23 protein-coding genes and 1 pseudogene are annotated in these 22592 nt (G+C 70.7%); 12 read left to right on the top strand and 12 right to left on the bottom strand.

The window, feature by feature from the left end; translation table 11 throughout:
- Positions 1-82 precede the first annotated feature (82 nt).
- The 7 genes from ACFYX0_RS06690 (at position 83) to ACFYX0_RS06660 (ending at position 5881) form a co-directional block, all read left to right on the top strand.
- Positions 83-1042, top strand: a complete 960-nt coding sequence (locus ACFYX0_RS06690; RefSeq protein WP_388967120.1) for an adenylyl-sulfate kinase — start codon at positions 83-85, stop codon at positions 1040-1042.
- Positions 1043-1108: 66 nt separating this feature from the next.
- Positions 1109-1501: an SCO5389 family protein gene (locus ACFYX0_RS06685; protein ID WP_388967117.1), complete on the top strand. Its 393-nt coding sequence runs from the start codon at positions 1109-1111 to the stop codon at positions 1499-1501.
- Between the two features lie 209 nt (positions 1502-1710).
- Entirely contained in the window at positions 1711-2688 is a 978-nt protein-coding gene (locus ACFYX0_RS06680) for a metal ABC transporter solute-binding protein, Zn/Mn family (protein WP_388967115.1), read from the top strand.
- 9 nt (positions 2689-2697) lie between these two features.
- Positions 2698-3633, top strand: a complete 936-nt coding sequence (locus ACFYX0_RS06675; protein WP_388967112.1) for a metal ABC transporter ATP-binding protein — start codon at positions 2698-2700, stop codon at positions 3631-3633.
- Positions 3620-4528, top strand: coding sequence for a metal ABC transporter permease (locus ACFYX0_RS06670; protein WP_388967110.1), 909 nt, complete (start codon positions 3620-3622; stop codon positions 4526-4528). Before ACFYX0_RS06675 ends, ACFYX0_RS06670 begins: the two co-directional genes overlap by 14 nt.
- The gene (locus ACFYX0_RS06665) at positions 4525-5400 is read left to right on the top strand and encodes a metal ABC transporter permease (protein WP_388967107.1); all 876 of its coding nucleotides are present in this window, start codon (positions 4525-4527) and stop codon (positions 5398-5400) included. Before ACFYX0_RS06670 ends, ACFYX0_RS06665 begins: the two co-directional genes overlap by 4 nt.
- Positions 5401-5413: 13 nt before the next feature.
- On the top strand, positions 5414-5881 hold the full coding sequence (locus ACFYX0_RS06660) for a Fur family transcriptional regulator (protein ID WP_388967104.1): 468 nt from the start codon (positions 5414-5416) through the stop codon (positions 5879-5881).
- Between the two features lie 18 nt (positions 5882-5899).
- On the opposite strand, the gene ACFYX0_RS06655 is transcribed toward ACFYX0_RS06660, so the two are convergent.
- The 5 genes and pseudogenes from ACFYX0_RS06655 to rpmG all read right to left on the bottom strand — a co-directional run bounded on the left by ACFYX0_RS06655 (position 5900) and on the right by rpmG (position 9091).
- Positions 5900-7081 carry an acyl-CoA dehydrogenase gene (locus ACFYX0_RS06655; protein ID WP_388967101.1) on the bottom strand — a complete coding sequence of 394 codons (1182 nt, stop codon included), beginning with the start codon at positions 7079-7081 and terminating at the stop codon, positions 5900-5902.
- The gene (locus tag ACFYX0_RS06650; protein WP_388967098.1) at positions 7011-7712 is read right to left on the bottom strand and encodes a hypothetical protein; all 702 of its coding nucleotides are present in this window, start codon (positions 7710-7712) and stop codon (positions 7011-7013) included. Before ACFYX0_RS06650 ends, ACFYX0_RS06655 begins: the two co-directional genes overlap by 71 nt.
- A gap of 104 nt (positions 7713-7816) precedes the next feature.
- Positions 7817-8667 (bottom strand): annotated as a pseudogene (locus tag ACFYX0_RS06645) (cobalamin biosynthesis protein CobW); the annotation flags it as partial.
- A complete protein-coding gene (locus ACFYX0_RS06640) occupies positions 8664-8921 on the bottom strand; it encodes a type B 50S ribosomal protein L31 (protein ID WP_388967095.1) in 258 nt (85 codons plus the stop codon). The pseudogene ACFYX0_RS06645 and the gene ACFYX0_RS06640, both read right to left, overlap by 4 nt.
- Positions 8922-8926: 5 nt before the next feature.
- Positions 8927-9091 carry a 50S ribosomal protein L33 gene (gene rpmG / locus ACFYX0_RS06635; RefSeq protein WP_388967092.1) on the bottom strand — a complete coding sequence of 55 codons (165 nt, stop codon included), beginning with the start codon at positions 9089-9091 and terminating at the stop codon, positions 8927-8929.
- Between the two features lie 83 nt (positions 9092-9174).
- Here rpmG and rpmB point away from each other — a divergent pair, with 83 nt between their 5' ends.
- The 3 genes from rpmB to ACFYX0_RS06620 all read left to right on the top strand — a co-directional run bounded on the left by rpmB (position 9175) and on the right by ACFYX0_RS06620 (position 11515).
- Positions 9175-9411 carry a 50S ribosomal protein L28 gene (gene rpmB / locus ACFYX0_RS06630; RefSeq protein WP_388967089.1) on the top strand — a complete coding sequence of 79 codons (237 nt, stop codon included), beginning with the start codon at positions 9175-9177 and terminating at the stop codon, positions 9409-9411.
- Positions 9411-9716 (top strand): 30S ribosomal protein S14, encoded by a 306-nt coding sequence (rpsN, locus tag ACFYX0_RS06625; protein WP_388967086.1) that lies wholly within the window; start codon positions 9411-9413, stop codon positions 9714-9716. The genes rpmB and rpsN overlap by 1 nt, the downstream gene beginning before the upstream one ends.
- A gap of 374 nt (positions 9717-10090) precedes the next feature.
- A complete protein-coding gene (locus tag ACFYX0_RS06620; protein WP_388967572.1) occupies positions 10091-11515 on the top strand; it encodes a YibE/F family protein in 1425 nt (474 codons plus the stop codon).
- Positions 11516-11845: 330 nt separating this feature from the next.
- Here the strand turns inward: ACFYX0_RS06620 and ACFYX0_RS06615 are convergent, their stop codons facing one another.
- Together ACFYX0_RS06615 and ACFYX0_RS06610 are read right to left on the bottom strand one after the other, a co-directional pair.
- Positions 11846-13174: a class I SAM-dependent RNA methyltransferase gene (locus ACFYX0_RS06615; protein ID WP_388967083.1), complete on the bottom strand. Its 1329-nt coding sequence runs from the start codon at positions 13172-13174 to the stop codon at positions 11846-11848.
- A gap of 120 nt (positions 13175-13294) precedes the next feature.
- The gene (locus ACFYX0_RS06610) at positions 13295-15346 is read right to left on the bottom strand and encodes an APC family permease (protein ID WP_388967080.1); all 2052 of its coding nucleotides are present in this window, start codon (positions 15344-15346) and stop codon (positions 13295-13297) included.
- Positions 15347-15736: 390 nt separating this feature from the next.
- Here ACFYX0_RS06610 and ACFYX0_RS06605 point away from each other — a divergent pair, with 390 nt between their 5' ends.
- Positions 15737-16408: a potassium channel family protein gene (locus tag ACFYX0_RS06605; RefSeq protein WP_388967569.1), complete on the top strand. Its 672-nt coding sequence runs from the start codon at positions 15737-15739 to the stop codon at positions 16406-16408.
- The gene (locus ACFYX0_RS06600) at positions 16408-17085 is read left to right on the top strand and encodes a TrkA family potassium uptake protein (protein ID WP_355920273.1); all 678 of its coding nucleotides are present in this window, start codon (positions 16408-16410) and stop codon (positions 17083-17085) included. The genes ACFYX0_RS06605 and ACFYX0_RS06600 overlap by 1 nt, the downstream gene beginning before the upstream one ends.
- Before the next feature lie 91 nt (positions 17086-17176).
- On the opposite strand, the gene ACFYX0_RS06595 is transcribed toward ACFYX0_RS06600, so the two are convergent.
- From ACFYX0_RS06595 to ACFYX0_RS06575, 5 genes are all read right to left on the bottom strand, one after another.
- On the bottom strand, positions 17177-17941 hold the full coding sequence (locus ACFYX0_RS06595; RefSeq protein WP_388967077.1) for a DUF3159 domain-containing protein: 765 nt from the start codon (positions 17939-17941) through the stop codon (positions 17177-17179).
- 3 nt (positions 17942-17944) lie between these two features.
- Positions 17945-18343 carry an OB-fold nucleic acid binding domain-containing protein gene (locus ACFYX0_RS06590; protein ID WP_355920269.1) on the bottom strand — a complete coding sequence of 133 codons (399 nt, stop codon included), beginning with the start codon at positions 18341-18343 and terminating at the stop codon, positions 17945-17947.
- A gap of 63 nt (positions 18344-18406) precedes the next feature.
- Entirely contained in the window at positions 18407-19090 is a 684-nt protein-coding gene (locus tag ACFYX0_RS06585) for a response regulator (protein ID WP_388967074.1), read from the bottom strand.
- The gene (locus ACFYX0_RS06580; protein ID WP_388967071.1) at positions 19087-21630 is read right to left on the bottom strand and encodes an ATP-binding protein; all 2544 of its coding nucleotides are present in this window, start codon (positions 21628-21630) and stop codon (positions 19087-19089) included. Before ACFYX0_RS06580 ends, ACFYX0_RS06585 begins: the two co-directional genes overlap by 4 nt.
- A 197-nt stretch (positions 21631-21827) precedes the next feature.
- A complete protein-coding gene (locus tag ACFYX0_RS06575) occupies positions 21828-22592 on the bottom strand; it encodes a DUF3710 domain-containing protein (protein ID WP_388967068.1) in 765 nt (254 codons plus the stop codon).

The raw sequence follows: 22592 nt of genomic DNA, 5'->3' as shown, positions 1-22592 counted from the left end.
TGAGACGCGACTGATTTGACACCGCCCCGTCGCACCACCAGCCTATGCGCATGACATCCATTTTCAATAGGAGCCGTTAACCATGCGTGTCGCATTCGCGGGCAAGGGCGGCAGCGGCAAGACGACCTTGTCGGCCCTCTTCGCCCGTCACCTGGCGCGTTCGGGCGCGCCGGTCGTCGCCATCGACGGCGACATCAACCAGCACCTGGCGTACGCCCTCGGTCTCGAGGAGGAAGAGTTCTTCGCCGCGCCGCCGCTCAGCGCGCGGGCCGGGGAGATCAAGGACTATCTACGGGGCACCAACCCGCGGATCCCGTCCCGCGACGCCATGGTCAAGACGACCCCGCCCGGCCGCGGCTCCCGCCTGCTGCGGCTGCTGGAGGAGGACGAGGTCCACTCCCACCACGTCCAGGCGGTCGGTGGCGTACCGCTCATGGTCACCGGCGCCTTCGACGAGACCGACCTCGGCGTGGCCTGCTACCACTCCAAGCTCGGCGCGGTCGAGCTGTACCTGAACCACCTCGTGGACGGCCCCGGAGAGTACGTCGTCGTCGACATGACCGCCGGCGCCGACGCCTTCGCTTCCGGCCTGTTCACCCGCTTCGACATGACGTTCCTGGTGGTCGAGCCGACCCGCAAGAGCGTCTCGGTGTACCGCCAGTACCGCGACCACGCGGCCGAGTTCGGCATCCCGATCGCCATCGTCGGCAACAAGGTCACCGGCAAGGACGACCTCGCCTTTCTCCGCGCCCAGGTCGGCGACGACCTGCTCGCCCACTGCGTGCAGTCGTCGTACGTCCGCGCCCAGGAGCAGGGCCACGGCCACGGGGAACTGGAGCCGCACAACACCCGCACCCTGGACCGGTTGCGCTCGGCCGTCGACGCCCGCCCCAAGAACTGGGCGGCCTTCCAGCGGCAAGCCGTCGAGTTCCATCTACGCAACGCCACCGCCTGGGCCGACGACGCCACCGGACAGGACCTCACCGCCCAGGTCGACCCCGACTTCCGGCACGGCCCCGAGGCCCTGGCCGCCGTCGCCTGACCCCGGCCCACCTCGAGCCCCGCAGAACCTCAGCACAGAACCTCAGCACAGAACAGGACAGATCCCATGTCGCTCGACGTCTCCCCGCATCTGCTCGCCGAAGCCGAGAACGGCGAGGTACGGGACCAGGACTTCGTGGAAACGGTCCGCAGCTCCCTGCCGTACGCCTACGACCTCATCGCCCGCCTCGCGGACGAACTGCGGTCCGGCACCGCCGAGTTCACCGACAACCAGACCCCGCCGCCCTCCGAGAAGGAGCGCGGGCAGCTGCTGCGCGCGCTGTCCAGCGACGCGATCCGAGGCAGCCTCGAGCGTCACTTCGGCGTGGCTCTCGCCTTCCAGAACTGCCACCGCGTCGCCGCCTTCCGCCCCGAGGCGCGCGGCGGCGCGACCCACACGCGCTTCACCTCGCTGCGCGCGCAGATCCTCAACCAGTCGCCAGAGCTCCGCGACTGCTGAGCCGCTCGCGGGGACAGTGACCTCCGCCGATCCAGAGCTGTCGCCGCCGATGCCGGCGACAGCCCCGCCCCGTCGCACGCCCGGGGCAAGAGATGGCAACGGTTTTCATTTGCAATTGATGTGAAAATCATTTCCATCTAGCGTGACGATGTCACCGCACCGCCGGCACGTGTCCGCCCACCATCCGGCACCGCCCGAAGGAGCCCCGCATGTCCCCCGTCCCCGCCTCCCGTTCCGCCCGCCCGGCCGCGAGGCTCGCCCTCGTCACCGCGACAGCCGGCCTCACGGCCCTGACGGCGACCGCCTGCTCGACCTCCTCCTCGCACACCGGCGACACCGCCGCGACCGGCAGCGGCAGCAGCTCGGGCAAGACGATCCAGGTGGTGGCGGCGGAGAACTTCTGGGGCAGCATCGCCTCCCAGCTCGGCGGCAGCCATGTGAAGGTGACCAGCGTCATCACCAACCCCAGCACCGACCCGCACGACTACGAGCCGACCGCCGCCGACGCCCGCACCGTGGCCGGCGCCCGGTACGCCATCGTCAACGGCATCGGCTACGACAGCTGGGCGGACAAGCTCCTGGCCGCCAACCCCAACAGCGGGCGCACCCAGTTGAAGGTCGGCGACCTGGTCGGCATCGAGCCGGGCGGCAACCCGCACCGCTGGTACTCCCCCGACGACGTCCACCACGTCATCGAGAAGATCACCGCCGACTACAAGAAGATCGACCCGGCCGACGCCGCCTACTTCGACCAGCAGAAGACGGCCTTCGAGACCACGACCCTCGCCGGCTACGACAAGCTCATCGCCGACATCAAGGCGAAGTACGCGGGCACGCCGATCGGCGCCTCGGAGTCCATCGTCACACCGCTCACCGAGGGTCTGGGGCTGAAGATGCTCACCCCGGAGACGTTCCTGGACGCGATGAGCGAGGGCTCCGACCCGACGGCCAAGGACAAGGCCACCATCGACCAGCAGATCAAGAACAAGAAGATCAAGGTCTACGTCTACAACTCCCAGAACTCCACGCCGGACGTCCAAGCGCAGGTCAAGGAGGCCAAGGCGGAAGGCATCCCCGTCGCCACCGTCACCGAGACGCTCACCCCGGCGGGCGCCTCCTTCCAGCAGTGGCAGACCGCCCAGCTCCAGGGCATCGAGCAGGCCCTGCACAAAGCGACCGGAAAGTGAGCTGACGTCATGAACCCGATCGCGAAGGCCCGCGAGGCCGTCACCCACAGCGCCCACACCCTCCCCACCCGCCGGACCGGTGGTCACGACACCGCACCGGACGGCGGAGGCGCCCCGGTGGCCGCTCTGCGCGGGGCGGCCGTTCAGGTCGGCGGCCGTACGCTCTGGTCGGGCGTGGACCTTCGCATCGGGGCCGGCGAGTTCACCGCCGTGCTCGGCCCCAACGGCGTCGGCAAGTCCACCATGATCAAGGTGCTGCTCGGCGCCCTGCCGACGGCCGCCGGTGAGGTGCGGGTGCTCGGCGCTCGGCCCGGTCAGGCCAACGACCGCGTCGGCTATCTGCCGCAGCGCCGCAGTTTCGACGCCTCCCTGCGGATCCGTGGCGTGGATGTGGTGCGCCTGGGCCTGGACGGCGACCGGTGGGGGGTGCCGCTGCCGCTCCCGAGCGCGCGCCGGCGGGCCGCCCGCGCACGTGTGGACGAGGTGATCGAGCTGGTCGGGGCGTCGGCGTACGCGTACCGGCCGATCGGTCACTGCTCCGGCGGTGAGCAGCAGCGGCTGCTGATCGCCCAGGCCCTGGTGCGCAGGCCCGAACTGCTGCTGTTGGACGAGCCGTTGGACAGCCTCGACCTGACCAACCAAAGTGCGGTCGCCGCGCTGATCGGGCGCATCTGCCATCAGAAGGGGGTGTCGGTGGTGATGGTCGCCCATGACGTGAACCCGATACTTCACCGTCTGGACCGGGTGGTGTACCTGGCCGAGGGCGGGGCCGCCTCCGGCACACCGGCCGAGGTCATCACCTCCGAGACACTGACCCGGCTGTACGGCACACCGATCGAGGTGCTGCGGACCGCGGGCGGACGGCTGGTCGTGGTGGGCCGGCCGGCGCCCGCGGTGCACACCGATCGGCACGACACCCCGGGAAGCGGTCATGATGCTCGCTGAGACGGGGGCGCCGGCCTGGTCGTGGAACCTCCTCGCCGACGTCCATGAGATGTGGTCGTACCCCTTCATGCTCAACGCGTTCCGCGCGGGCGCGGTCGTGGCCGTGGTCTCCGCGGTGGTGGGATGGTTCGTGGTGCTGCGGCGGCAGACGTTCGCCGCGCACACCGTCTCCGTGGTCGCTTTTCCGGGCGCGGCCGGAGCGCTCCTGCTCGGAGTGAGCGCGGTTTACGGCTACTTCACGCTGTGCGTGGCCGCCGCGCTGGTCCTCGCGGCCCTGCGCGCCGGCGGTGACCACGAGGAGTCCGCGCTCGCCGGGACCGTGCAGGCGTTCCTGCTCGCCTCCGGGTTCCTGTTCACCGCCCTGTACCGGGGGCTGCTGGAGGGGCCGCAGACCATCCTCTTCGGCACCTTCCTCGGGATCACCTCGGCGCAGGTGACCCTGTTGACCGTGGTCGGCGCGCTGGTGCTGGCCGTGCTGGCGGTGATCGGACGGCCGCTGCTGTTCGCCTCCGTCGACCCGACGGTGGCCGCCGGACGCGGGGTGCCGGACCGCGCGCTGTCCGTCGGCTTTCTCGTCCTGCTCGGCGCGGCCACGGCGGAGGCGAGCCAGATCACCGGGACCCTCCTGGTCTTCGCGCTCATGGTGATCCCGGCCGCCACCGCCCAGGTCCTCACCACCCGCCCGGCCCTGAGTCTGGCCCTGGCCGTCCTGCTGGCGTTCGCCGCGACCTGGCTCGGGCTGACCGCCGCCTACTACTCGCCCTACCCGCTGGGCTTCTTCGTGACGACCATCGCCTTCGCCGGGTACCTGCTCGCCCTGGGCCGGCGCTCGCTGCGCGAGGTGCTCGGCCGCCGAGGCGCCGTACCGGCCGCGGTCCGGGAGGTGACGGCATGACCTGCCTGCTCGCCGCCTCACCGCTGACCCAGCCGTTCTTCCAGCACGCCTTCCTCGCCGGGACCGCCATCGCTGCGGCCTGCGGACTGGTCGGCTACTTCCTGGTGCTACGCGCCCAGGTCTTCACCGGCGACGCGCTCAGCCACGTCGCCTTCACCGGCGCGATGGCCACCCTCGCCTTCGGCGTCGACCTGCGCCTGGGCCTGTTCGCCGCCACCATCGGCATGGCCGTGCTCTTCGGCGCCCTCGGCCGCCGGGCGCGCCCCGACGACGTGGTCATCGGCAGCGTCTTCTCCTGGATCCTGGGCCTGGGCGCCTTCTTCATCACCCTCTACACGACCTCCCGCAGCACCAGCAAGGGCACCGCCGGCATCAGCGTGCTGTTCGGCTCCGTCTTCGGCATCTCCGCCAGCAGCGCGATCGTCGCCGCCCTGGTGGCCGCCGGGGTCGCCCTGCTGGTGGTGCTGATCGCCCGGCCGCTGCTGTTCGCCACGCTCGACGAGGCCGTGGCCGGCGCCCGCGGGGTGCCGGTGCGCCTGCTCGGTCACGGCTTCCTCGCCCTCGCCGGCATCAGCGCCGCCGAGGCCACCCAGGCCGTAGGCTCCCTGCTTCTGCTCGGCCTGCTCGCCGCCCCCGCAGGAGCCGCCGTCCGGCTCACCGACCGGCCCTACCAGGCACTCGCCCTGTCCGCCGGGCTGGCGGTACTGGAGATGTGGGCGGGACTGTTCGCTTCCTACGCGGTGCCGAAGATGCCGCCGAGCTTCGCCGTCATGGCCGTCGCCACGGCCGTCCACGCCGCCACGTTCCTGATACGACGCCCCGCGCGTCCCGCGCACACCACCCGCTGTCCCCACCGGCCCATGAGCACCTGAGCGAGGCACGCCGATGGCACGCACCCGGCAACGCACCCCCACCGAAGTCACGCTGATCGGGCGCCGCACCCAGCAACGCTCCGTCGTCCTCAAGGCGTTCATCCGGGCCGACGGCTTCATCGGCGCCCAGGCCCTCCACGCCCGGCTCGCCGCCGACGGCACACCGGTCGGCCTGTCCACGGTCTACCGCACCCTGACCCGGCTGGCCGGCGCGGGCCGGGCCGACCTGGTCCGCGACGCGAGCGGCGAACGCCTCTTCCGCTACCGCCCCGGCCCGGGCCACCGCCACTACCTCATCTGCACGGAATGCGGTCTGAGCCGCCCCGTCGACTCCGGCCCGGTCGAGGACTGGGCCGAAGCCGTCGCACAGGACTCCGGCTTCGCGAACGTCCGGCACACGGTCGAACTCTGCGGAGTGTGCCCCGACTGCCGCCGGGCGCCCGCGGCGGCGGACGGATCTGTGCGCGGCGGCAGTCGGTGACCCATGGCTGTTGCTCAGTCAGTGTTCGGTGGCTTCGTTCCAGTGAGCCGCGGGGTCATCGAAATGGGCCTGGTAGTCGGCGTTCGCGATGGGCCGGGACGCGAGGACCTCTTCCGGCAGGTAGAAGGCGCCGACGAGCGTCAGAGCGTGGTCCTGGAGGCTGTGGAGGGCTTCTTCGATCGCTTCGGGCAGGTGGTGGACATGCGTGCTCTCCAGGTGGCCGTCGGACAGCAGGGCGCCGGTGCGCGGCTGCAGGTGATCCAGGGCGAACAGGATGTGCAGCGTGTGCAGCAGCGTTCGGGCCGGTGGGTCGTGGGCGCGGCGCGCGGTGTCGAGCAGCGCCTGCCCGGCCAGTCGTTCGGCGCGCGCGGTGACGGCGGCAAGGGCGGCCGGGGCGGCGGCGTTCCAGCGGCTTTGGCTGTCCGTCCGGGGTGCGCTGCGCATCCGGGCGCGGGCCCGGGCCAGGTGCTGCCGCTCAGCGGTGTGCAGCAGGTGTTGCAGAAACGCCGGCTCGTCCAGTCGGCGACCGGCCGGTGCGGGTGCCGGGCTGTCGTCGGTGTCGGCGGCCAGGAGGAGTTCGGCGCCGGTCTTCGCCCACTGGGCCAGGTTGTCGCCCTCCGCGGTGATCGTTCCCTCGGCGTCGACGGCCCAAGGGATGATGCCGTTGACGGGGAGCAGCCCCTGAGCGCCGCACCGTTCACGGCATTCGATCAGGATCATGCGGGCCTTCCACGTCGTCCATCCCTTGGTGACGGCAGCCAGTTGCTCGGCGTGGGCGGCGTCCGGGTCGGTTCCGTCGTGGTCGGCACAGTGGTCCACCGCCGTGCGGCGCAGAGCGTTCATGGCGTAGGTGGTGGCCAGGGCGTGCAGCAAAGGGCCGTGATGGCTGCGGTGGGCCCACAAGGAGACGCGCCGGCCCTTGCGGGGGCCGCTGATGTGCCGGTGGTGGCTGTACCGTACGGCCGTCGCGACGCCGGCGCGGCTCGCGCCGAGCGCGGCGGCACTCATGCACAGTTTGCCGAGCGTGACGCGGCGGATGGCGGTGAGGAAGCGTTTACGGGGGCTGCCCAGGCTGCTGCTGAAGGTCCCGTCGTCGGCCAGACAGCCGTGCTCGCCGGTCAGCATGGCCTCATGTGGCAGGACGACCTGGTTGAAGGAGGTCAGACAGTGGTCGACCGGACTGCCCGGCCGCGGCGGCAACGGGCGGACGCTGACGCCGGGAAGAGGACCCTCGTCGTCCGACAGCGGGGCGAGAAAGAGAAAGATGCCGTGGTCCTGGCCTCGACTCAGGAGCCGCGCGGCCACCACGGCGTCCTTGGGGCCGCCCGCCTTGTGAGGTGTTCGGCATGAACTTCTGTGCCGCAGCCGTCGGAGTGTGCAGCGTGAAGGTGCGGTCGTCGGGGTCGTAGGTGGCCGTCGTCCGCAGTGCGGCCGCGTCGTTGCCGTGCCCGAGTTCCGTGCACAGGAAGGTGCCGATGCGGCCCATCGCCGCGTACTCCGCCAACGGCCGCTTGTCGAGCCCGTCGTGATCGAGCAGGCTCCCGAGAAAGAGGTTGTAGTGGATACCGCTCACCACCGTCAGGGCACCGTCCAGGCATGCGGTCCACTCCTGCAACACGGCCACACCACGAGGGTCCCGAGCGAGCTCCAGGGCGTCCACGCACTCGTTGACCAGACGCAGGCGCTCGTACGAATCCGAGATCTGCTGTGCGGCAGAGGCTCCATGGTCCGGGCGGAACCGGTCGTCCCGGCACATCTGCCGGAACCGTCCGTGCACACTCTCACGGTCGTCACCGAACAGGAGTCGCGTCAGTTCGGCGACCGTGCCCATGCTGCTCTCCTCGACCGCGGGACGGTCGGTCCGGGAGAGCGGTGACGGGAAACTCAAGACGTTGATCACGGAAGCTGTAAAGATCTCCGGCCGCATCGGTCACACGCGATCAGGCGACGCCCGCGACTGCGGGCGGCGGCACAGGTGAGGTCCTCCAGCACGGCGTAGAGGCGCTGCGGATGGAAGGGCCGTTCACGCCGCCAGACGAGGGTGCTCACGCCGTGCTCGTCGCACTCCTGCGGCAGCAGCGCGCACGCGGGATGCAGACGGGCGGCCGCCGCTGCCACGTCGAAGCCCGCCAGCAGAGCGGCCCCCAGGCCACCGTCCTGTACGTGTAGCGCCCGTACGCCCGGTGTGAGCTGGGCGAGCAGCGCGTCGTCGGTGTAGTCGGCGACCTCGCCACCGTGCCCCACGAGCTGTCCTCGACGACGGCGATCACCGTGGGGTACTCCAACTGCCGGGCGAAGGTGTCGGCGACCGTGCGCCGGTCGGTCGGGGCGGCCGCGAGGCCGACGTCGGCCAGGTCGTCGCCGTTGGACAGATAGGGCAGGAGGAGCGCGGGGTCGATCGCGGTGGCGACGCCGGTCAGCACCAGCGGCGCGCCCGCGGCGGCGATGACCTCGGCCATGGCCTCGGGCTCGACGGAGTCCCACAGTTCCAGGACGGCCAGCCGATGCCTGCCCTCCTCGGCGAGCCGCCGCAGTTCGGGCACCATGTCCTCGCGCAGCGCGCAGCATGCACAGTCGTTCACCAGGGGCGCGTCGCCGCTGCACAGCGGACCGCCGGCGTCCCGTACCGGCCGGTGCACCGCGCCGTCGACGGCGGACGTCAGATCGTGGTGCAGCGCCACCGAGCCGGGAACCGTGCGCAGGATCTCCTCCACGGCGGCCCGGCGGGCGTCGGCGTGCAGCCCGGCGACGACGGCGACCGGCAGCCGCGTCCCGTCCACGCTCACCCCTGCCTCCGTCCGCGTCCGTAGCGCCGCGCGAAGCGCTCGACCCGGCCCGCGGTGTCCAGGACCCGCTGGGTGCCGGTGTAGAAGGGGTGGCTCGCCGAGGAGATCTCGACGTCGATGACTGGGTAGGTGTTGCCGTCCTCCCACTCGACGGTCTTGTCGCTGGTGGCCGTCGACCGGGTGAGGAAGGCGTAGTCGGCGGCCCGGTCACGGAAGACGACCGGGCGGTACTCGGGGTGGATTCCGGGCTTCATCGCTCTCAGCGCTCCTCACGGAAGTCGACGTGCCGGCCGACGACGGGGTCGTACTTGCGCAGCGCCAGCCGGTCGGGGTCGTTCCGGCGGTTCTTGCGGGTCACGTAGGTGTAGCCGGTGCCGGCGGTGAACCTCAGCTTGATGATCGGACGCAGTTCGTTGCGGGGCATGGGCAGCACCATACAGGAGATTGGTTTTCATTTTCATTTAAGGCTAGTGTGCTGCCACGCTGCCACCACAACAAGGAGGAACCGTGTCAGCCCACTGCCAACTCACCGGCCGACAGCCCGGATTCGGCCACCACATCTCCCACTCGCACCGGCGCAGCAAGCGCCGCTTCGACCCCAACATCCAGCACAAGCGCTACTGGCTGCCGAGCGAAGGCCGCCACGTCCGGCTCACCCTCTCCGCCAAGGCCATCAGGACGGTCGACACGATCGGCATCGAGGCCGCCGTGGCCCGCGTCCGCGCCCGCGGAGGGAAGGTCTGATGGCGAAGAAGAGCAAGATCGCGAAAAATGAACAGCGGCGCCTCGTCGTGGCCCGCCACGCCGCGCGCCGCGCCGAGCTGAAGGCGATCATCTCGTCGCCCCGTACGTCCGACGACGAACGCGCCGCCGCCCAGCGCGAACTACGCCGGCAGCCCCGCGACGCCAGCGCCACCCGCCTGCGCAACCGCGACTCCGTGGACGGCCGCCCCCGCGGCCATCTGCGCGCCTTCGGCCTGTCGCGCATCCGCGTACGTGAGATGGCCCACGCGGGCGAGCTCCCCGGCGTGACCAAGAGCAGCTGGTGACCTGGGCCGGATCCCCGCACCCTTCGAGGCCGCGCCCTCTCCGGCCCCCTGCGTGCCCGCACCGGGAGTCGCGAGGGCGGTGATCGTGGCTGAGACCACGGCACAGCCGCTCCCGTACTCTTCCTCGAAGCCGCCCCATGCAGGACGGCTCGGGAGGGGGCATGGACAACCGCGAGGGAGACGGTATGGGAGCGGCGGACCGGCACGGTGCCGGAGACTGGAACGGCGTCGGCAACCCGCCTCCGGCCGGGGGTGGTCGCGCGAGCGGGTACGGACACGGCTACGACTACGAGTACGGGGCTCCTCCCCAGCCCGGACCCCGTCCCGGCTACGGCCCCGACACCGGCACGGGCCCCATCCCCTCCCCTCCGTCCATGCGCCACGGGCATGCCCCCGTGCGGGACGACGCGTACGCCCCGGCCCAAGGCTCCGGCCCCGGCCCCGGCCCCGACGACGACCCGGAGGCGGGCTCCGGCGGTCACGGACACACCCACGGCCACAGTCACAACCACGGCCCGGCGGCGCCCGTCTCCCGGCATCTGCGCAAGGTCATCGCGGCGATCCTGATCCCCTTCACCGCCGCCGTCGTGGTGGCCATCGTGATGCTGTGGCCGGGCAGCGCGCCGCCGCACAAGCGCACCGGCGTCGGCTTCGACCAGCAGACACAGCAGGCCACGGTCAGCAGAGTCGTCGAAGTGAGCTGCAAGTCGGTGAACGCCTCCGGTGAGACCCCGACCGGCGACACCTCCACCGCCGAGGGCACATCGGCCGAGCAGGAGGCCAACGGCACCTGCAAGAAGGCGACGGTGCGGGTCGACACCGGCAAGGACAAGGGCCGTACGTTCACCGAGATCGTGCAGCCCGACCAGTCACGGCAACTGCACCAGGGCGAGAAGGTCGTGGTCGCCTACGAGCCCTCGGCACCGGCGGGCCTGCAGTACTCGGTCTCCGACGTGAACCGCCGGTTCCCCATGGGACTGCTGGCCGCGGGCTTCGCGCTCGCCGTCGTGCTGGTGGGCCGACTGCGCGGTGTGATGGCGCTGGTCGCCCTGACCATCAGCTTCCTGGTACTGAACTTCTTCATCCTGCCCGCGGTCCTGCAAGGCTCCAACCCGCTGCTCGTGGCCGTGGTCGGATCGAGTGCGATCATGCTGATCGCCCTGTACATGTGCCACGGTCTGTCGGCCCGTACCTCGGTGGCGGTGCTCGGCACGCTGGTCTCGCTGTCGTTGATCGGCGTCCTCGGCTCGCTGTTCATCGGCTGGGCGGCCCTGACCGGCAACACGGACGACAGCACCGGCCTGATCCACGGCCTGTACCCGCACATCGACATGAGCGGCCTGCTGCTCGCCGGCGTCATCATCGGATCCCTCGGCGTGCTCGACGACGTCACGGTGACCCAGACGTCGGCGGTCTGGGAGCTGCACGAGGCCAACCCGACGATGGGCTGGCGAGGGCTCTACCGCGCGGGCATCCGCATTGGCCGCGACCACATCGCCTCGGTCGTCAACACGCTCGTCCTGGCGTACGCGGGAGCCGCCCTGCCCCTGCTCCTCCTGTTCTCCATAGCGCAGAGCAGCGTGGGCACGGTCGCCAACAGCGAGCTGGTCGCCGAGGAGATCGTGCGCACCCTGGTCGGCTCGATCGGCCTGGTCGCCTCTGTACCGGTCACCACGGCCCTGGCCGCCCTGGTGGTCTCGGCGGACCGGCCCGGACCGCGGACAGAGACGGCGACCGCGAGCACGGCGGCGACCGGCGGACCGGCCACGGGCCGAGGCGGACGCCGACGCAAGCGTTGAGAGCGCTCGCGGAGGGGAGCCCATCGCGACCGATCCGTCCCGGGCCAGTTCACACTGGACGTCCGGGTGGTGGCCCGGGTCACCACCCGGGTGCGCACGAGCCGCAGCGGTACGGCCGTATGCGAGACGACCCTGCCGCTACCGATGGTGATCCGCGTATCGGAGCCGATGGTCCGCCACATGCTGACGACGGCGGGCACACAACTCCAGGACCCCGACAACCACTTGGGCCTCACATCGACGGCAGCACCGGCACCGCCCGCCGACCGGTAGGCCTCCGTCGGGCCTACGGGCCGGGGCTTTCCGTCCCCGACTGACGTGACCCGGGGGTCAGGAACCCTTTGCAGCAGGCTCCAAAATCGCCACGCACTCCACATGCGACGTCATCGGAAACAGATCGAACGCCCGCAGCGTCCGCACCCGGTACCCCCCGTCCCGGAAGTACCCCAGGTCCCGGGCGAGGGCTGCCGGGTCGCAGGCAACGTAGGCGATGCGGCGGGCGCCCAGTGATGAGAGGTGGGCGACCGTTTCCCGGCCCGCGCCGGCGCGGGGCGGGTCCAGGACGATCAGGTCGACCTCCGTGATGCCGGTGCGCGGCAGGACCGACTCGACCTTGCCCTGTTCGACGCGCACCCGGGGGAAGTCGGCGAGGTTGTGCCGGGCGTCCTCCACCGCGCGCTTGCCGGACTCGATGCCGAGCACCGCGCCCTTCTCGCCGAGCCGGTCGGCGAGCGCGCCGGCGAAGAGACCGACACCGCAGTACAGGTCGAGCGCGGTCTCCCCCTTGCGCGGCAGCAGGCCCTGCATCACCGCCGTCACAAGGGTGTCTGCCGCCTTCGGGTGGACCTGCCAGAAGCCGCCGTTGCCCACGCGGTGCGTACGGCCGTCGGCGCGTTCGCGGACGAAGGGGCGGCCGTGGACGCGGTGCACGCCCCCCGTCCTCTCGTCGATCCGCAGGACCGAGACCGGCTTGTCCAGTTCGACCAGCGGCAGTCGCGCGCCCGGCTTCGGCGTCAGGATGACCTGGCGGTCCTGCGAACCCGTCGCCGCGATGGCCTCGACGGAGTCCATGCCCGTCCAGTCCCGCTTCTCGATGCCCAGCTCGCTGACGCCCTCGGCGGCGATCATGCAGTGATCGACCGGCTCGACCTCGTGCGAGCGGTGCCGGCGCAGACCCGCCCGGCCGGCGGGGTCCACCGCGTACTGGACCCGGGTGCGCCACTGCGGCACCTCGCCGAGCGGCAGCTTGTCGCCCTCGGCCGGCATCACCGTGCCGTCCCAGCCCGCCTCCTCGGGGGTCAGGCCCGCGAGCCGCCGCAGTTGCTCGGCGATGACCTCGCCCTTCAGCCTGCGCTGCGCGCCCGGCTTGGCGTGCTGCCAGTCGCAGCCGCCGCAGCGGCCGGGACCCGCGTACGGGCAGGGCGCGTCGACCCGGTCCTTCGACGCCTCCAGCACCCGCACCGCGTCCGCGCGCAGGAACCGGGCGCCCTCCTCGCCCTCCGTCACCCGGGCCACCACCCGCTCCCCGGGCAGGGCGTGCCGGACGAAGAGGACCTGACCGCTCTCGGTACGGGCGATGCAGTGGCCACCGTGGGCGACCGGGCCGATCTCGACCTCGTACTCCTCGCCCACCAGCGACTTCTTCGGTTCTGCCTGCATGGTGGGACGACTCCAGATCAGAGATGGGGGGACGGGCCGCAATCGATGCGGCCGGACGACAGCCCACCAGTCTACGTGGCTGTCGCCCGGCCGTTCACCATGAATGCCGTGCGGGGGGCCTCAGCTCTGTGAGGCCGAGGACTCCTTGGGGCGCTGCTCCGCCGGGCCGCGCCGGACCGCGCCGGGCGCGTTCCAGTCCTGCCGTCTGCGGGCCCGCTGCTTCGCCAGCTCGGACGACTGCAGCTGGTACGGCACCGACGTGACCATGACGCCCGGCGTGAACAGCAGCCGGCCCTTGAGTCGCAGTGCGCTCTGGTTGTGCAGCAGATGCTCGTACCAGCGACCGACGACGTACTCGGGGATGATCACGGAGACGGCGTCGCGCGGGGACTCACGGCGCAGGCTCTTCACGTACTCGATCACCGGTCGCGTGATCTCGCGGTACGGCGAGTCGAGGATCTTCAGCGGTACGTCGATGCCGCGCCGCTCCCACTCCTCCTTGAGCGCCTTCGTCTCCGCCGGGTCGACGTTGACGCTCAGCGCCTCCAGGGTGTCCGTGCGCAGCAGCTTGGCGTAGGCCAGGGCGCGCAGGGTCGGACGGTGGATCTTGGAGATGAGCACCACCGAGTGGACCCGCGAGGGGCGGACGCTGTCGTCGGTGGGGCCCTCGGGGGCGGCCAGTTCCTCGGACACCCGGTCGTAGTGGCGGCGGATCGCGGTCATCGTCGCGTAGAAGATGCACATGCCGAGCAGGGCGACCCAGGCCCCGTGCGTGAACTTCGTGACCAGGACGACGACCAGGACCAGGCCGGTGAAGAAGGCACCGAAGGCGTTGATGCCGCGCGAGCGGAGCATGTGGCGGCGCTTGGCCTGGTCCTGCTCGGTGGCGAGGTGCCGGTTCCAGTGGCGGACCATGCCGGTCTGGCTCAGCGTGAACGACACGAACACACCGACGATGTACAGCTGGATCAGCCGGGTCGAGTCGGCGCCGTAGATCCCGATCAGTGCGGCGGCCGCGCCCGCGAGCAGCACGATGCCGTTGGAGAAGGCGAGGCGGTCACCGCGGGTGTGCAGCTGGCGCGGCAGATAGCGGTCCTGGGCGAGGATCGAGCCGAGCAGCGGGAAGCCGTTGTAGGCGGTGTTCGCGGCGAGGAACAGCACCAGCGCGGTGGCCGAGGCCAGCACGACGAACAGGAAGCTGCCCTTGCCGAAGACGGCCACGGCGACCTGGGAGATCACCGGGTTCTGGACATAGCCGGTGCCCAGCCCGACGCCGTTGCGGAGGAGGTCCGTGGCCGGGTTCTCGGCCATGCGGACCTTGGTCGTCACGGCCAGGGCGATGATGCCGCAGAACATGGTGACGGCGAGCAGGCCCATCATCGCGAGCGTCGTCGCCGCGTTCTTCGACTTGGGCTTGCGGAAGGCCGGGACGCCGTTGGAGATCGCCTCGACTCCGGTGAGCGCGGCACAGCCGGAGGAGAACGCGCGCAGCAGCAGGAACACGAGTGCGAAGCCCGCCAGGCCCTGGTGCTCCGCCTTGATCGTGTACGCGGCCGTGGGCGCGCGCATGGTGTCCCCTAGGACCAGCCCGCGGAACGCGCCCCACGCGATCATGATGAAGACGCCCGCGACGAAGACGTACGTCGGGATCGCGAAGAGCGTGCCGGACTCCTTGACCCCGCGCAGGTTCATCAGCGTGAGCAGCACGACCACCGCGACCGCGCAGAGGACCTTGTGCTCGACGACGAACGGGATCGCGGAGCCGAGGTTCTCGATGCCCGAGGAGATCGACACCGCGACCGTGAGGACGTAGTCGACGAGCAGGGCGCTGGCGACGGTGAGGCCCGCCTTGGGGCCGAGGTTGGTGGTCGCCACCTCGTAGTCGCCGCCGCCGCTGGGGTAGGCGTGGACGTTCTGCCGGTACGAAGCGACCACCGTGAACATCAGTACGACGACGGCGACCGCGATCCAGGGGCTGAAGTGGTACGCCGACACGCCCGCGATGGAGAGGACCAGCAGGACCTCGCCGGGGGCGTAGGCCACGGAGGAGAGCGGGTCGGAGGCGAAGACGGGGAGTGCGATGCGCTTGGGCAGGAGGGTCTCCCCCAGCCGGTCACTGCGCAGGGCGCGCCCGATCAGGATGCGTTTGGGCACGTCGGTCAGTTTGGACACAAGAGAGGATCGTAAAGGGTCGGTCCGGGGGCCGCCCACCCGCTGACGGAGATCTGCCTCACGAGTGAATTCGAGGAGGGGCCACGCTGCGGATTTCGCAGGAGAGGAGTTCTGCGTGCCTCTGTGGCAAAACCCGTTCCGTTGCCGCTTCCGGAGGATCCGTGCATACGTCCGCGATGCCCGTCGGCGCCCGCACCCGGCTCGTCGGCCTCGGAATCATGACAGTTCTCGGCGGCCGCGGCATCGGCCGTCGCTGAGCGCGGAAGGTGTCCAGCACGTGTGCCCGAAGGGTGCCCTACCCGGACCGCGCGTGTGTAGCTTGGGCGGCGGTCTGAGACCCTGTTGTTGGTTTTCGACCGAGCTATGACCCTTGACATCGGAAGGACGGTCGTGCACATCGTCATCATGGGCTGCGGACGAGTGGGCTCCGCTCTCGCCCAGACCCTGGAGCAACAGGGGCACACGGTCGCGGTGATCGACCAGGACCCCACCGCCTTCCGACGGCTGGGCTCCGGGTTCGGCGGCCGCCGTGTCACCGGAGTGGGCTTCGACCAGGACACCCTGCGCGAGGCCGGCATCGAGGAGGCCGGCGCCTTCGCCGCGGTCTCCAGCGGGGACAACTCGAACATCATCGCCGCGCGCGTCGCCCGCGAGATGTTCGGCATCGAGAACGTGGCTGCCCGTATCTACGACCCCCGACGCGCGGAGGTCTACCAGCGCCTGGGCATCCCCACCGTGGCGACCGTCCGGTGGACGGCCGACCAGATGCTGCGCCGTCTGCTCCCCTCGGGCGCCGAGCCGCTGTGGCGGGACCCCACCGGCGGTGTCCAGCTCGCCGAGGTGCACGCCTCGCCGGCCTGGGTCGGGCACAAGATCAGCCGGCTCCAGGAGGAGACCGGGGTCCGCGTCGCGTTCCTCACCCGGCTGGGCGAGGCCATGGTGCCCACCTCGCAGACGGTCTTGCAGGAGGGCGATCTGGTGCACGTGATGATGCGGACGCACGACGTCGAGAAGGTCGAGGCGGCGTTCGCCGAGGGGCCTGAAGGAGAGGGCGGGCACTGATGAGGGTCGCCATTGCCGGTGCCGGTGCCGTGGGTCGCTCGATCGCGGGCGAACTGCTGGAGAACGGGCACGAGGTCCTGCTGATCGACAAGGCGCCCACCGCGATCTCGGTCGAGCGCGTGCCGCAGGCGGAGTGGCTGCTGGCCGACGCCTGCGAGATCACGTCCCTGGACGAGGCGGCGCTGCAGCGCTGCAACGTGGTGATCGCCGCGACGGGCGACGACAAGGTGAACCTGGTCGTGTCCCTGCTGGCGAAGACGGAGTACGGCGTTCCGCGCGTCGTCGCCCGGGTGAACAACCCGAAGAACGAGTGGCTGTTCAACGAGGCGTGGGGCGTGGACGTGGCCGTGTCCACCCCGCGTCTGATGTCGGCGCTGGTGGAGGAGGCGGTGAGCGTCGGCGACCTGGTCCGCCTGCTCCGCTTCAGCCACGGCGACGCGAACCTCGTGGAGCTGACCCTGCCTCCGGAGTCGGCTCTGGCCGGCACGCAGGTCGGTGACGTGGAGTGGCCGCAGGACACCTCGCTGGTGACCATCATCCGCGGCACCCGGGTACTGACCCCGTCCCAGGAGGACTCCCTGGAGGCGGGCGACGAGCTGCTGTTCGTGGCGGCGCAGGCCCGCGAGGGACAGCTGGAGGATCTGCTCTCGGTACGCCGGGAGGACTCGGCCGACTAGTGCTGTCAGTCACCGGCCGTGGGGCGCTCCGATGATCGTGTCGGGGCGCCCCGGCGCTTCTCGAGGGAGCCCCCTGGACTCGCGGTAGTCCTCAGGAGTCCCGGCGGTGGCGGCCGCCCTGGGCCTCCCGGTCGACGGCCGGCACCGCCGCTGCCGCCGCCTTCCGCTCCTCCTCGGCCTTCTCCTCCGCCTCCATCTCCGCGAACACGTCGATCGGCGCGGGGGCCTTCGCCAGGAACACCCAGGTGAGCCAGACGGCGAGCAGGAACGGCGGGATCTTGAGCGCGATCAGCACCCAGCCGAGCTGGGCGGTGTTGGCCCACCAGTACAGTGGGAACAGGATCGCGCACTTGGCGAGCAGGATCAGACCCCAGGCCCAACTGGCCTTGGTGTACGCCTTCTTGCGACCCGGGTTACGGGTGCGCCAGGAGAGGTTCTCCTTGAAGACCGGACCGAGGATCAGCCCGATCAGGGGCACTCCGGCCAGCGTGGTGATGACGTACGCCAGGGCCAGGCCCAGCGTGTAGAGCATGCCCGGCAGATAGAAGTCCTTGGCGTTGCCGGTCATCATCGCGAAGACCACGCCGAAGGCGACACCGAACACACCGCTGAAGGCGTGCTTCACGGTGTCCCGCATGACAAGGCGGACGACCACGAGCAACAGCGACACCGCGAGCGCGGTGATCGCCGACCAGTGCAGGTTCTTGTTGATCGTGAAGATGGTGACGAAGAAGAGACCCGGAACCACGGTCTCGACCATGCCGCGCACCCCGCCGAACGCCTCGAACAGCGCGGCCTCGGTCACCGCCCGTGAATCGTGCTGGGCGTCTTCGGTCGGCTTCTCGAGTGACGTCACCGGCTACTCCCGTCCGAGCGGTCTGAGTTCGTACTTGGGATTGAACAGCACCCTGCGGCCCCGGCTCAGTGAGATCCGGCCTGAAGCCATGAGCTTGCGCCCCGGCTCTATGCCGACGATGGAACGCCGGCCGAGCCAGACCAGGTCCAGCGCGGCCGAGCCGTCGAACAGCTCGGCCTCCAGGGCCGGGACACCGGCCCGCGGGCGCAGCGTGACCGTCCGCAAGGTACCAGTAACCGTCACGATCTGCCGGTCGTGGCAGTCGCCGATACGCGTGCATCCCGCGGTCTCGGCGTCCTCACGCAGTTCCTCGGACTCCAGATCCTCCTGTGACGAGGAAAGCCGGTCGAGCATCCGCCGGAAACGGCCCACCGGCTTTTCGGAACGAGGGACAGCGCTCATACAGAAAGCGTACCGGGGTGCTGCGACAGCCCCGCACGGATGCCGCAGCCCCGCGCCCGGACGTCACTTCTCGAATCTGTATCCCATACCCGGCTCGGTGATGAAGTGCTTCGGGTGCGAGGGGTCCGCCTCCAGCTTGCGCCGCAGCTGGGCCATGTACACCCGGAGATAGTTCGTCTCCGTGCCGTACGACGGTCCCCACACCTCCTGCAGCAGCTGCTTCTGGCTGACCAGGCGACCGGTGTTGCGGACGAGCACCTCCAGCAGATGCCACTCTGTGGGGGTAAGGCGTACGTCCCTCCCGGCCCGGTTGACCTTCTTGGCGGCCAGGTCGACGCTGAACCCCTCGGTCTCCACCAGCACGTCGTCCTCGCCCGAACCGTTCGGCTCGGCCCGGCGGACGGCGGCGCGCAGACGGGCCAGCAGTTCGTCCATGCCGAAGGGCTTGGTGACGTAGTCGTCGGCGCCCGCGTCCAGCGCCTCGACCTTCTCGTCCGAGGAGTGGCGGGCGGACAGTACGAGGATCGGGACCCGGGTCCAGCCGCGCAGCCCCTTGATCACCTCCACGCCGTCCATGTCGGGCAGTCCGAGGTCGAGCACGACGACGTCGGGGTGGCGGGCGGCGGCCAGCTGGAGTGCGGTGGCACCGTCGGGAGCCGCGTCCACCTCGTACTTGCGCGCCTTGAGGTTGATCACGAGGGCGCGCACGATCTGCGGCTCGTCGTCGACCACGAGCACCCGGGTCATGTGGTTTGCCTTTCTGGTTCGGCGACGCGTGCGAGGCCTTGAGGGCTCCCCACGCCCCGCAGGGAGAGGACCATCGTGAGTCCGCCGCCGGGGGTGTCCTCGGCGTTCAGAGTGCCGCCCATGGCCTCGGCGAAGCCACGGGCGACCGCGAGGCCGAGGCCGACACCGGCACCGCGGGGGGCGTCGCCGTAGCGCTGGAAGGGTTCGAAGATCCGGTCCTTCGCCTCGTCGGGGACGCCCGGACCCCGGTCCACCACCCGCACCTCGACCCGGTCGGCGAGGGCGCTCGCGGCGACCAGGACGGGCGTTCCCAAAGGGCTGTACTTGACCGCGTTCTCGACCAGGTTGGCAACCGTCCGCTCCAGCAGCCCGGCGTCCACGGCGACCATCGGCAGGCTCTCCGGGACGTCCAGCTCGACGCTGTCCTCGGGCACCCCGCCGAGCGCCATCGGCACCACCTCGTCCAGGTCGATCGACCGGATGAGCGGGGTGACGGTTCCGGTCTGGAGGCGGGACATGTCGAGCAGGTTGCCCACGAGGTGGTCGAGCCGGTCGGCGCCTTCCTCGATCGCCGCCAGCAGCTCGGCGCGGTCCTCCTCCGACCACTCCACGTCGTCCGACCTGAGCGAGGTGACCGACGCCTTGATGCCCGCGAGCGGGGTGCGCAGATCATGGCTGACGGCGGCGAGCAGGGCGGTGCGGATGCGGTTGCCCTCGGCCAGCGCGCGGGCCTGTTCGGCCTCCTGCTGCAGGCGCTGGCGGTCCAGCACCACCGCGGCCTGCGCGGCGAACGCGGCCAGGACGCGGCGGTCGGAGGCGGGCAGGACCCGTCCGGACAGCGCCAGCGCCATATGGTCGCCCACCGGTACGTCCACGTCGGCGTCCTCGGGCCGTTCGACCGCGGTGCCCGGGCCCACGCTGCCGGCGCAGGTCCAGGGGTCGACCTCGCTCGTCCGCTCCAGCAGGGCCGCCGACTCCATGCCGAAGGTCTCGCGCACCCGTTCCAGGATCTCCTGGAGGCCGGTCTCGCCGCGCAGCACGCTGCCCGCCAGGAAGGAGAGGATCTCCGACTCGGCGCGCAGCCGTGCCGCCTGGTGGGTGCGCCGAGCGGCCAGGTCCACCACCGAGGCCACCGACACCGCGACCCCGACGAAGATCACGATGGCGACGATGTTCTTCGGGTCGGCGATCGTCAGCCGGTGCAGCGGGGGCGTGTAGAAGTAGTTCAGCAGCAGGGAGCCGAAGGCCGCCGAGGCGAGCGCGGGGAAGAGACCGCCGAGCAGGGCCGCCGCCACGGTGAGTGTCAGGAACAGCAGCATGTCGTTGGCGAGGCCGAGGTCCACGGTGTTCAGCAGCACCGCGAGGACGGCCGGGCCGACGATGCCGACCAGCCAGCCCGCGATGATGCGGGTACGGCCGAGCCGTGCGCCGCGGGCCACCGGCAGGCCGCGCCCCTTGGCGACCTCCTCGTGGGTGACGATGTGCACGTCGAGGTCGGACCCCGACTCACGGGCGACCGTGGCGCCGACGCCGGGTCCGAAGACGTACTGCCAGGCCTTGCGGCGCGAGGAGCCGAGGACGATCTGGGTGGCGTTCACTCCGCGGGCGAAGTCCAGGAGCGCCGCCGGGATGTCGTCGCCGACGACGTGGTGGAAGGTTCCGCCAAGATCCTCCGCCAGAGTGCGCTGCACCGCCAGCTCCTTGGGCGACGCGGAGGTGAGTCCGTCACTGCGGGAGATGTAGACGGCCAGCACCTCGCCGCCGGCACCCTTCTCCGCCAGCCGGGCGGCCCGGCGGATCAGGGTCCGGCCCTCGGGGCCGCCGGTCAGGCCGACCACGATCCGCTCGCGTGAGCCCCAGATCGTCGACACCCGGTGTCGTCGGCGGTACTCGTTCAGATACTCGTCGACCCGGTCGGCCACCCACAGCAGGGCGAGTTCCCGCAGGGCGGTCAGGTTTCCGGGCCGGAAGTAGTTCGACAGTGCCGCGTCGACCTTGTCCGACTTGTAGATGTTGCCGTGTGCCATCCGCCGGCGCAGGGCCTGCGGGGACATGTCCACCAGCTCGATCTGGTCCGCCCGGCGCACCACCTCGTCGGGGACGGTCTCCCGCTGCCGTACGCCCGTTATGGACTCCACGACGTCGCCGAGGGACTCCAGGTGCTGGATGTTGACGGTCGAGACCACGTCGATCCCGGCGGCGAGCAGTTCCTCGACGTCCTGCCAGCGCTTGGTGTTGCGCGAGCCGGGGATGTTGGTGTGGGCGAGTTCGTCCACCAGGGCGACGGCGGGGGCACGGTCCAGCACCGCGTCCACGTCCATCTCGGTGAAGACGGCGCCCCGGTGGTTGAGCTCCTTGCGCGGTATCTGCTCCAGGCCGTGCAGCATCACCTCGGTGCGCGGACGGTCGTGGTGCTCGACGAAGGCCACCACGCAGTCCGTGCCTCGCTCGATGCGGCGGTGGGCCTCGGACACCATGGCGTAGGTCTTGCCGACACCCGGTGCCGCACCGAGATAGATCCGAAGCTTGCCGCGTCCCATGGCCCCATTGTCTTCCTACACATACCTGCGTACGCTCCGTCGACCTTACGGCCAACAATTACGACAAATCGGACAGGGTGCACCCCGACGTGCGTCTTTGACACAACCCTGATGCAGCCACGAACCGATGGATTCGCGTACGACGGAGGCCGTACCCCCAGGGGATACGGCCTCGCACGATCCTGTCCGCCGAGCGGTCAGCGGACCTCGGTGATCTCGGGTCCCCGCTGCAGCTGACCCATGCCGCCGGAGAAGCGCGAGCCGCCCTCCTCCTGCTGGACACCCTCGGGCACCATCTGCGCGTCGTTCGGCAGCTTCAGGACGATCGGGTCGCGCGGCGCCATCGGGCCCTCGCCCCGCACCACGACCGTGTCCCGGAAGATCTGCTCCAGCAGCCCCGCGGCCTGCGGCTGCACCGCTCCCTGGCCGGAGATCACACCCCGCAGGAACCAGCGCGGACCGTCCACGCCGACGAACCGCACGACCTGGAAGCCGCTCGTGCCGTCCGGCAGCTGCACCGGAACCTGGGCGCGCAGCTCCCAGCCCAGCGACCCCTCGACCTCGTCGACGATGCCACCCTGCTGGGTGATACCGCTGGCGATCTCCTCGCGCACCTCACCCCAGATGCCCTCGCGCTTGGGCGCGGCGAAGGCCTGCAGCTGGATGGCGCTGTCGCGCAGCACGACGGTCGCCGCGACGATGGCGTCGCCCGCGACCTCGACCCGCAGCTCCATGCCCTCGACCCCGGGCACGAACAGACCGCCCAGGTCCACCCGGCCCTCGCCGGGCTCACGGACCTCGGTGTCGTCCCAGGGGCCGTCGGGGCGCGGCTCCGGCTCGAGCCTCACGCGCTCACGCTCGACCTCTTCTTCCTCCGCCTCGGTGTCGATACCGTCGACGACCTGCTCGGCCTCGCCGGCCGCATCCTCGGCGGCACCCTTCTTGTTGCGACGTCCGAACAC

The organism is Streptomyces sp. NPDC002573 (genome assembly GCF_042889625.1).
GTDB classification, from domain to species: domain Bacteria; phylum Actinomycetota; class Actinomycetes; order Streptomycetales; family Streptomycetaceae; genus Streptomyces; species Streptomyces gibsoniae.
This window is presented reverse-complemented; position numbering and strand designations above follow the sequence as displayed.

Excerpts from the sequence above, each read along its gene's own strand:
- ACFYX0_RS06600 (WP_355920273.1), top strand. The coding sequence starts at position 16,408 with ATGAGGGTCGCCATTGCCGGTGCCGGTGCCGTGGGTCGCTCGATCGCG.
- ACFYX0_RS06650 (WP_388967098.1), bottom strand. The coding sequence starts at position 7,712 with ATGGGCACGGTCGCCGAACTGACGCGACTCCTGTTCGGTGACGACCGT.
- rpmG (WP_388967092.1), bottom strand. The coding sequence starts at position 9,091 with ATGCCCCGCAACGAACTGCGTCCGATCATCAAGCTGAGGTTCACCGCC.
- ACFYX0_RS06665 (WP_388967107.1), top strand. The coding sequence starts at position 4,525 with ATGACCTGCCTGCTCGCCGCCTCACCGCTGACCCAGCCGTTCTTCCAG.
- ACFYX0_RS06590 (WP_355920269.1), bottom strand. The coding sequence starts at position 18,343 with ATGAGCGCTGTCCCTCGTTCCGAAAAGCCGGTGGGCCGTTTCCGGCGG.
- ACFYX0_RS06670 (WP_388967110.1), top strand. The coding sequence starts at position 3,620 with ATGATGCTCGCTGAGACGGGGGCGCCGGCCTGGTCGTGGAACCTCCTC.
- ACFYX0_RS06675 (WP_388967112.1), top strand. The coding sequence starts at position 2,698 with ATGAACCCGATCGCGAAGGCCCGCGAGGCCGTCACCCACAGCGCCCAC.
- ACFYX0_RS06640 (WP_388967095.1), bottom strand. The coding sequence starts at position 8,921 with ATGAAGCCCGGAATCCACCCCGAGTACCGCCCGGTCGTCTTCCGTGAC.
- ACFYX0_RS06660 (WP_388967104.1), top strand. The coding sequence starts at position 5,414 with ATGGCACGCACCCGGCAACGCACCCCCACCGAAGTCACGCTGATCGGG.
- ACFYX0_RS06680 (WP_388967115.1), top strand. The coding sequence starts at position 1,711 with ATGTCCCCCGTCCCCGCCTCCCGTTCCGCCCGCCCGGCCGCGAGGCTC.
- ACFYX0_RS06620 (WP_388967572.1), top strand. The coding sequence starts at position 10,091 with ATGCGCCACGGGCATGCCCCCGTGCGGGACGACGCGTACGCCCCGGCC.
- ACFYX0_RS06585 (WP_388967074.1), bottom strand. The coding sequence starts at position 19,090 with ATGACCCGGGTGCTCGTGGTCGACGACGAGCCGCAGATCGTGCGCGCC.
- ACFYX0_RS06690 (WP_388967120.1), top strand. The coding sequence starts at position 83 with ATGCGTGTCGCATTCGCGGGCAAGGGCGGCAGCGGCAAGACGACCTTG.
- ACFYX0_RS06685 (WP_388967117.1), top strand. The coding sequence starts at position 1,109 with ATGTCGCTCGACGTCTCCCCGCATCTGCTCGCCGAAGCCGAGAACGGC.
- ACFYX0_RS06580 (WP_388967071.1), bottom strand. The coding sequence starts at position 21,630 with ATGGGACGCGGCAAGCTTCGGATCTATCTCGGTGCGGCACCGGGTGTC.
- rpsN (WP_388967086.1), top strand. The coding sequence starts at position 9,411 with ATGGCGAAGAAGAGCAAGATCGCGAAAAATGAACAGCGGCGCCTCGTC.
- ACFYX0_RS06615 (WP_388967083.1), bottom strand. The coding sequence starts at position 13,174 with ATGCAGGCAGAACCGAAGAAGTCGCTGGTGGGCGAGGAGTACGAGGTC.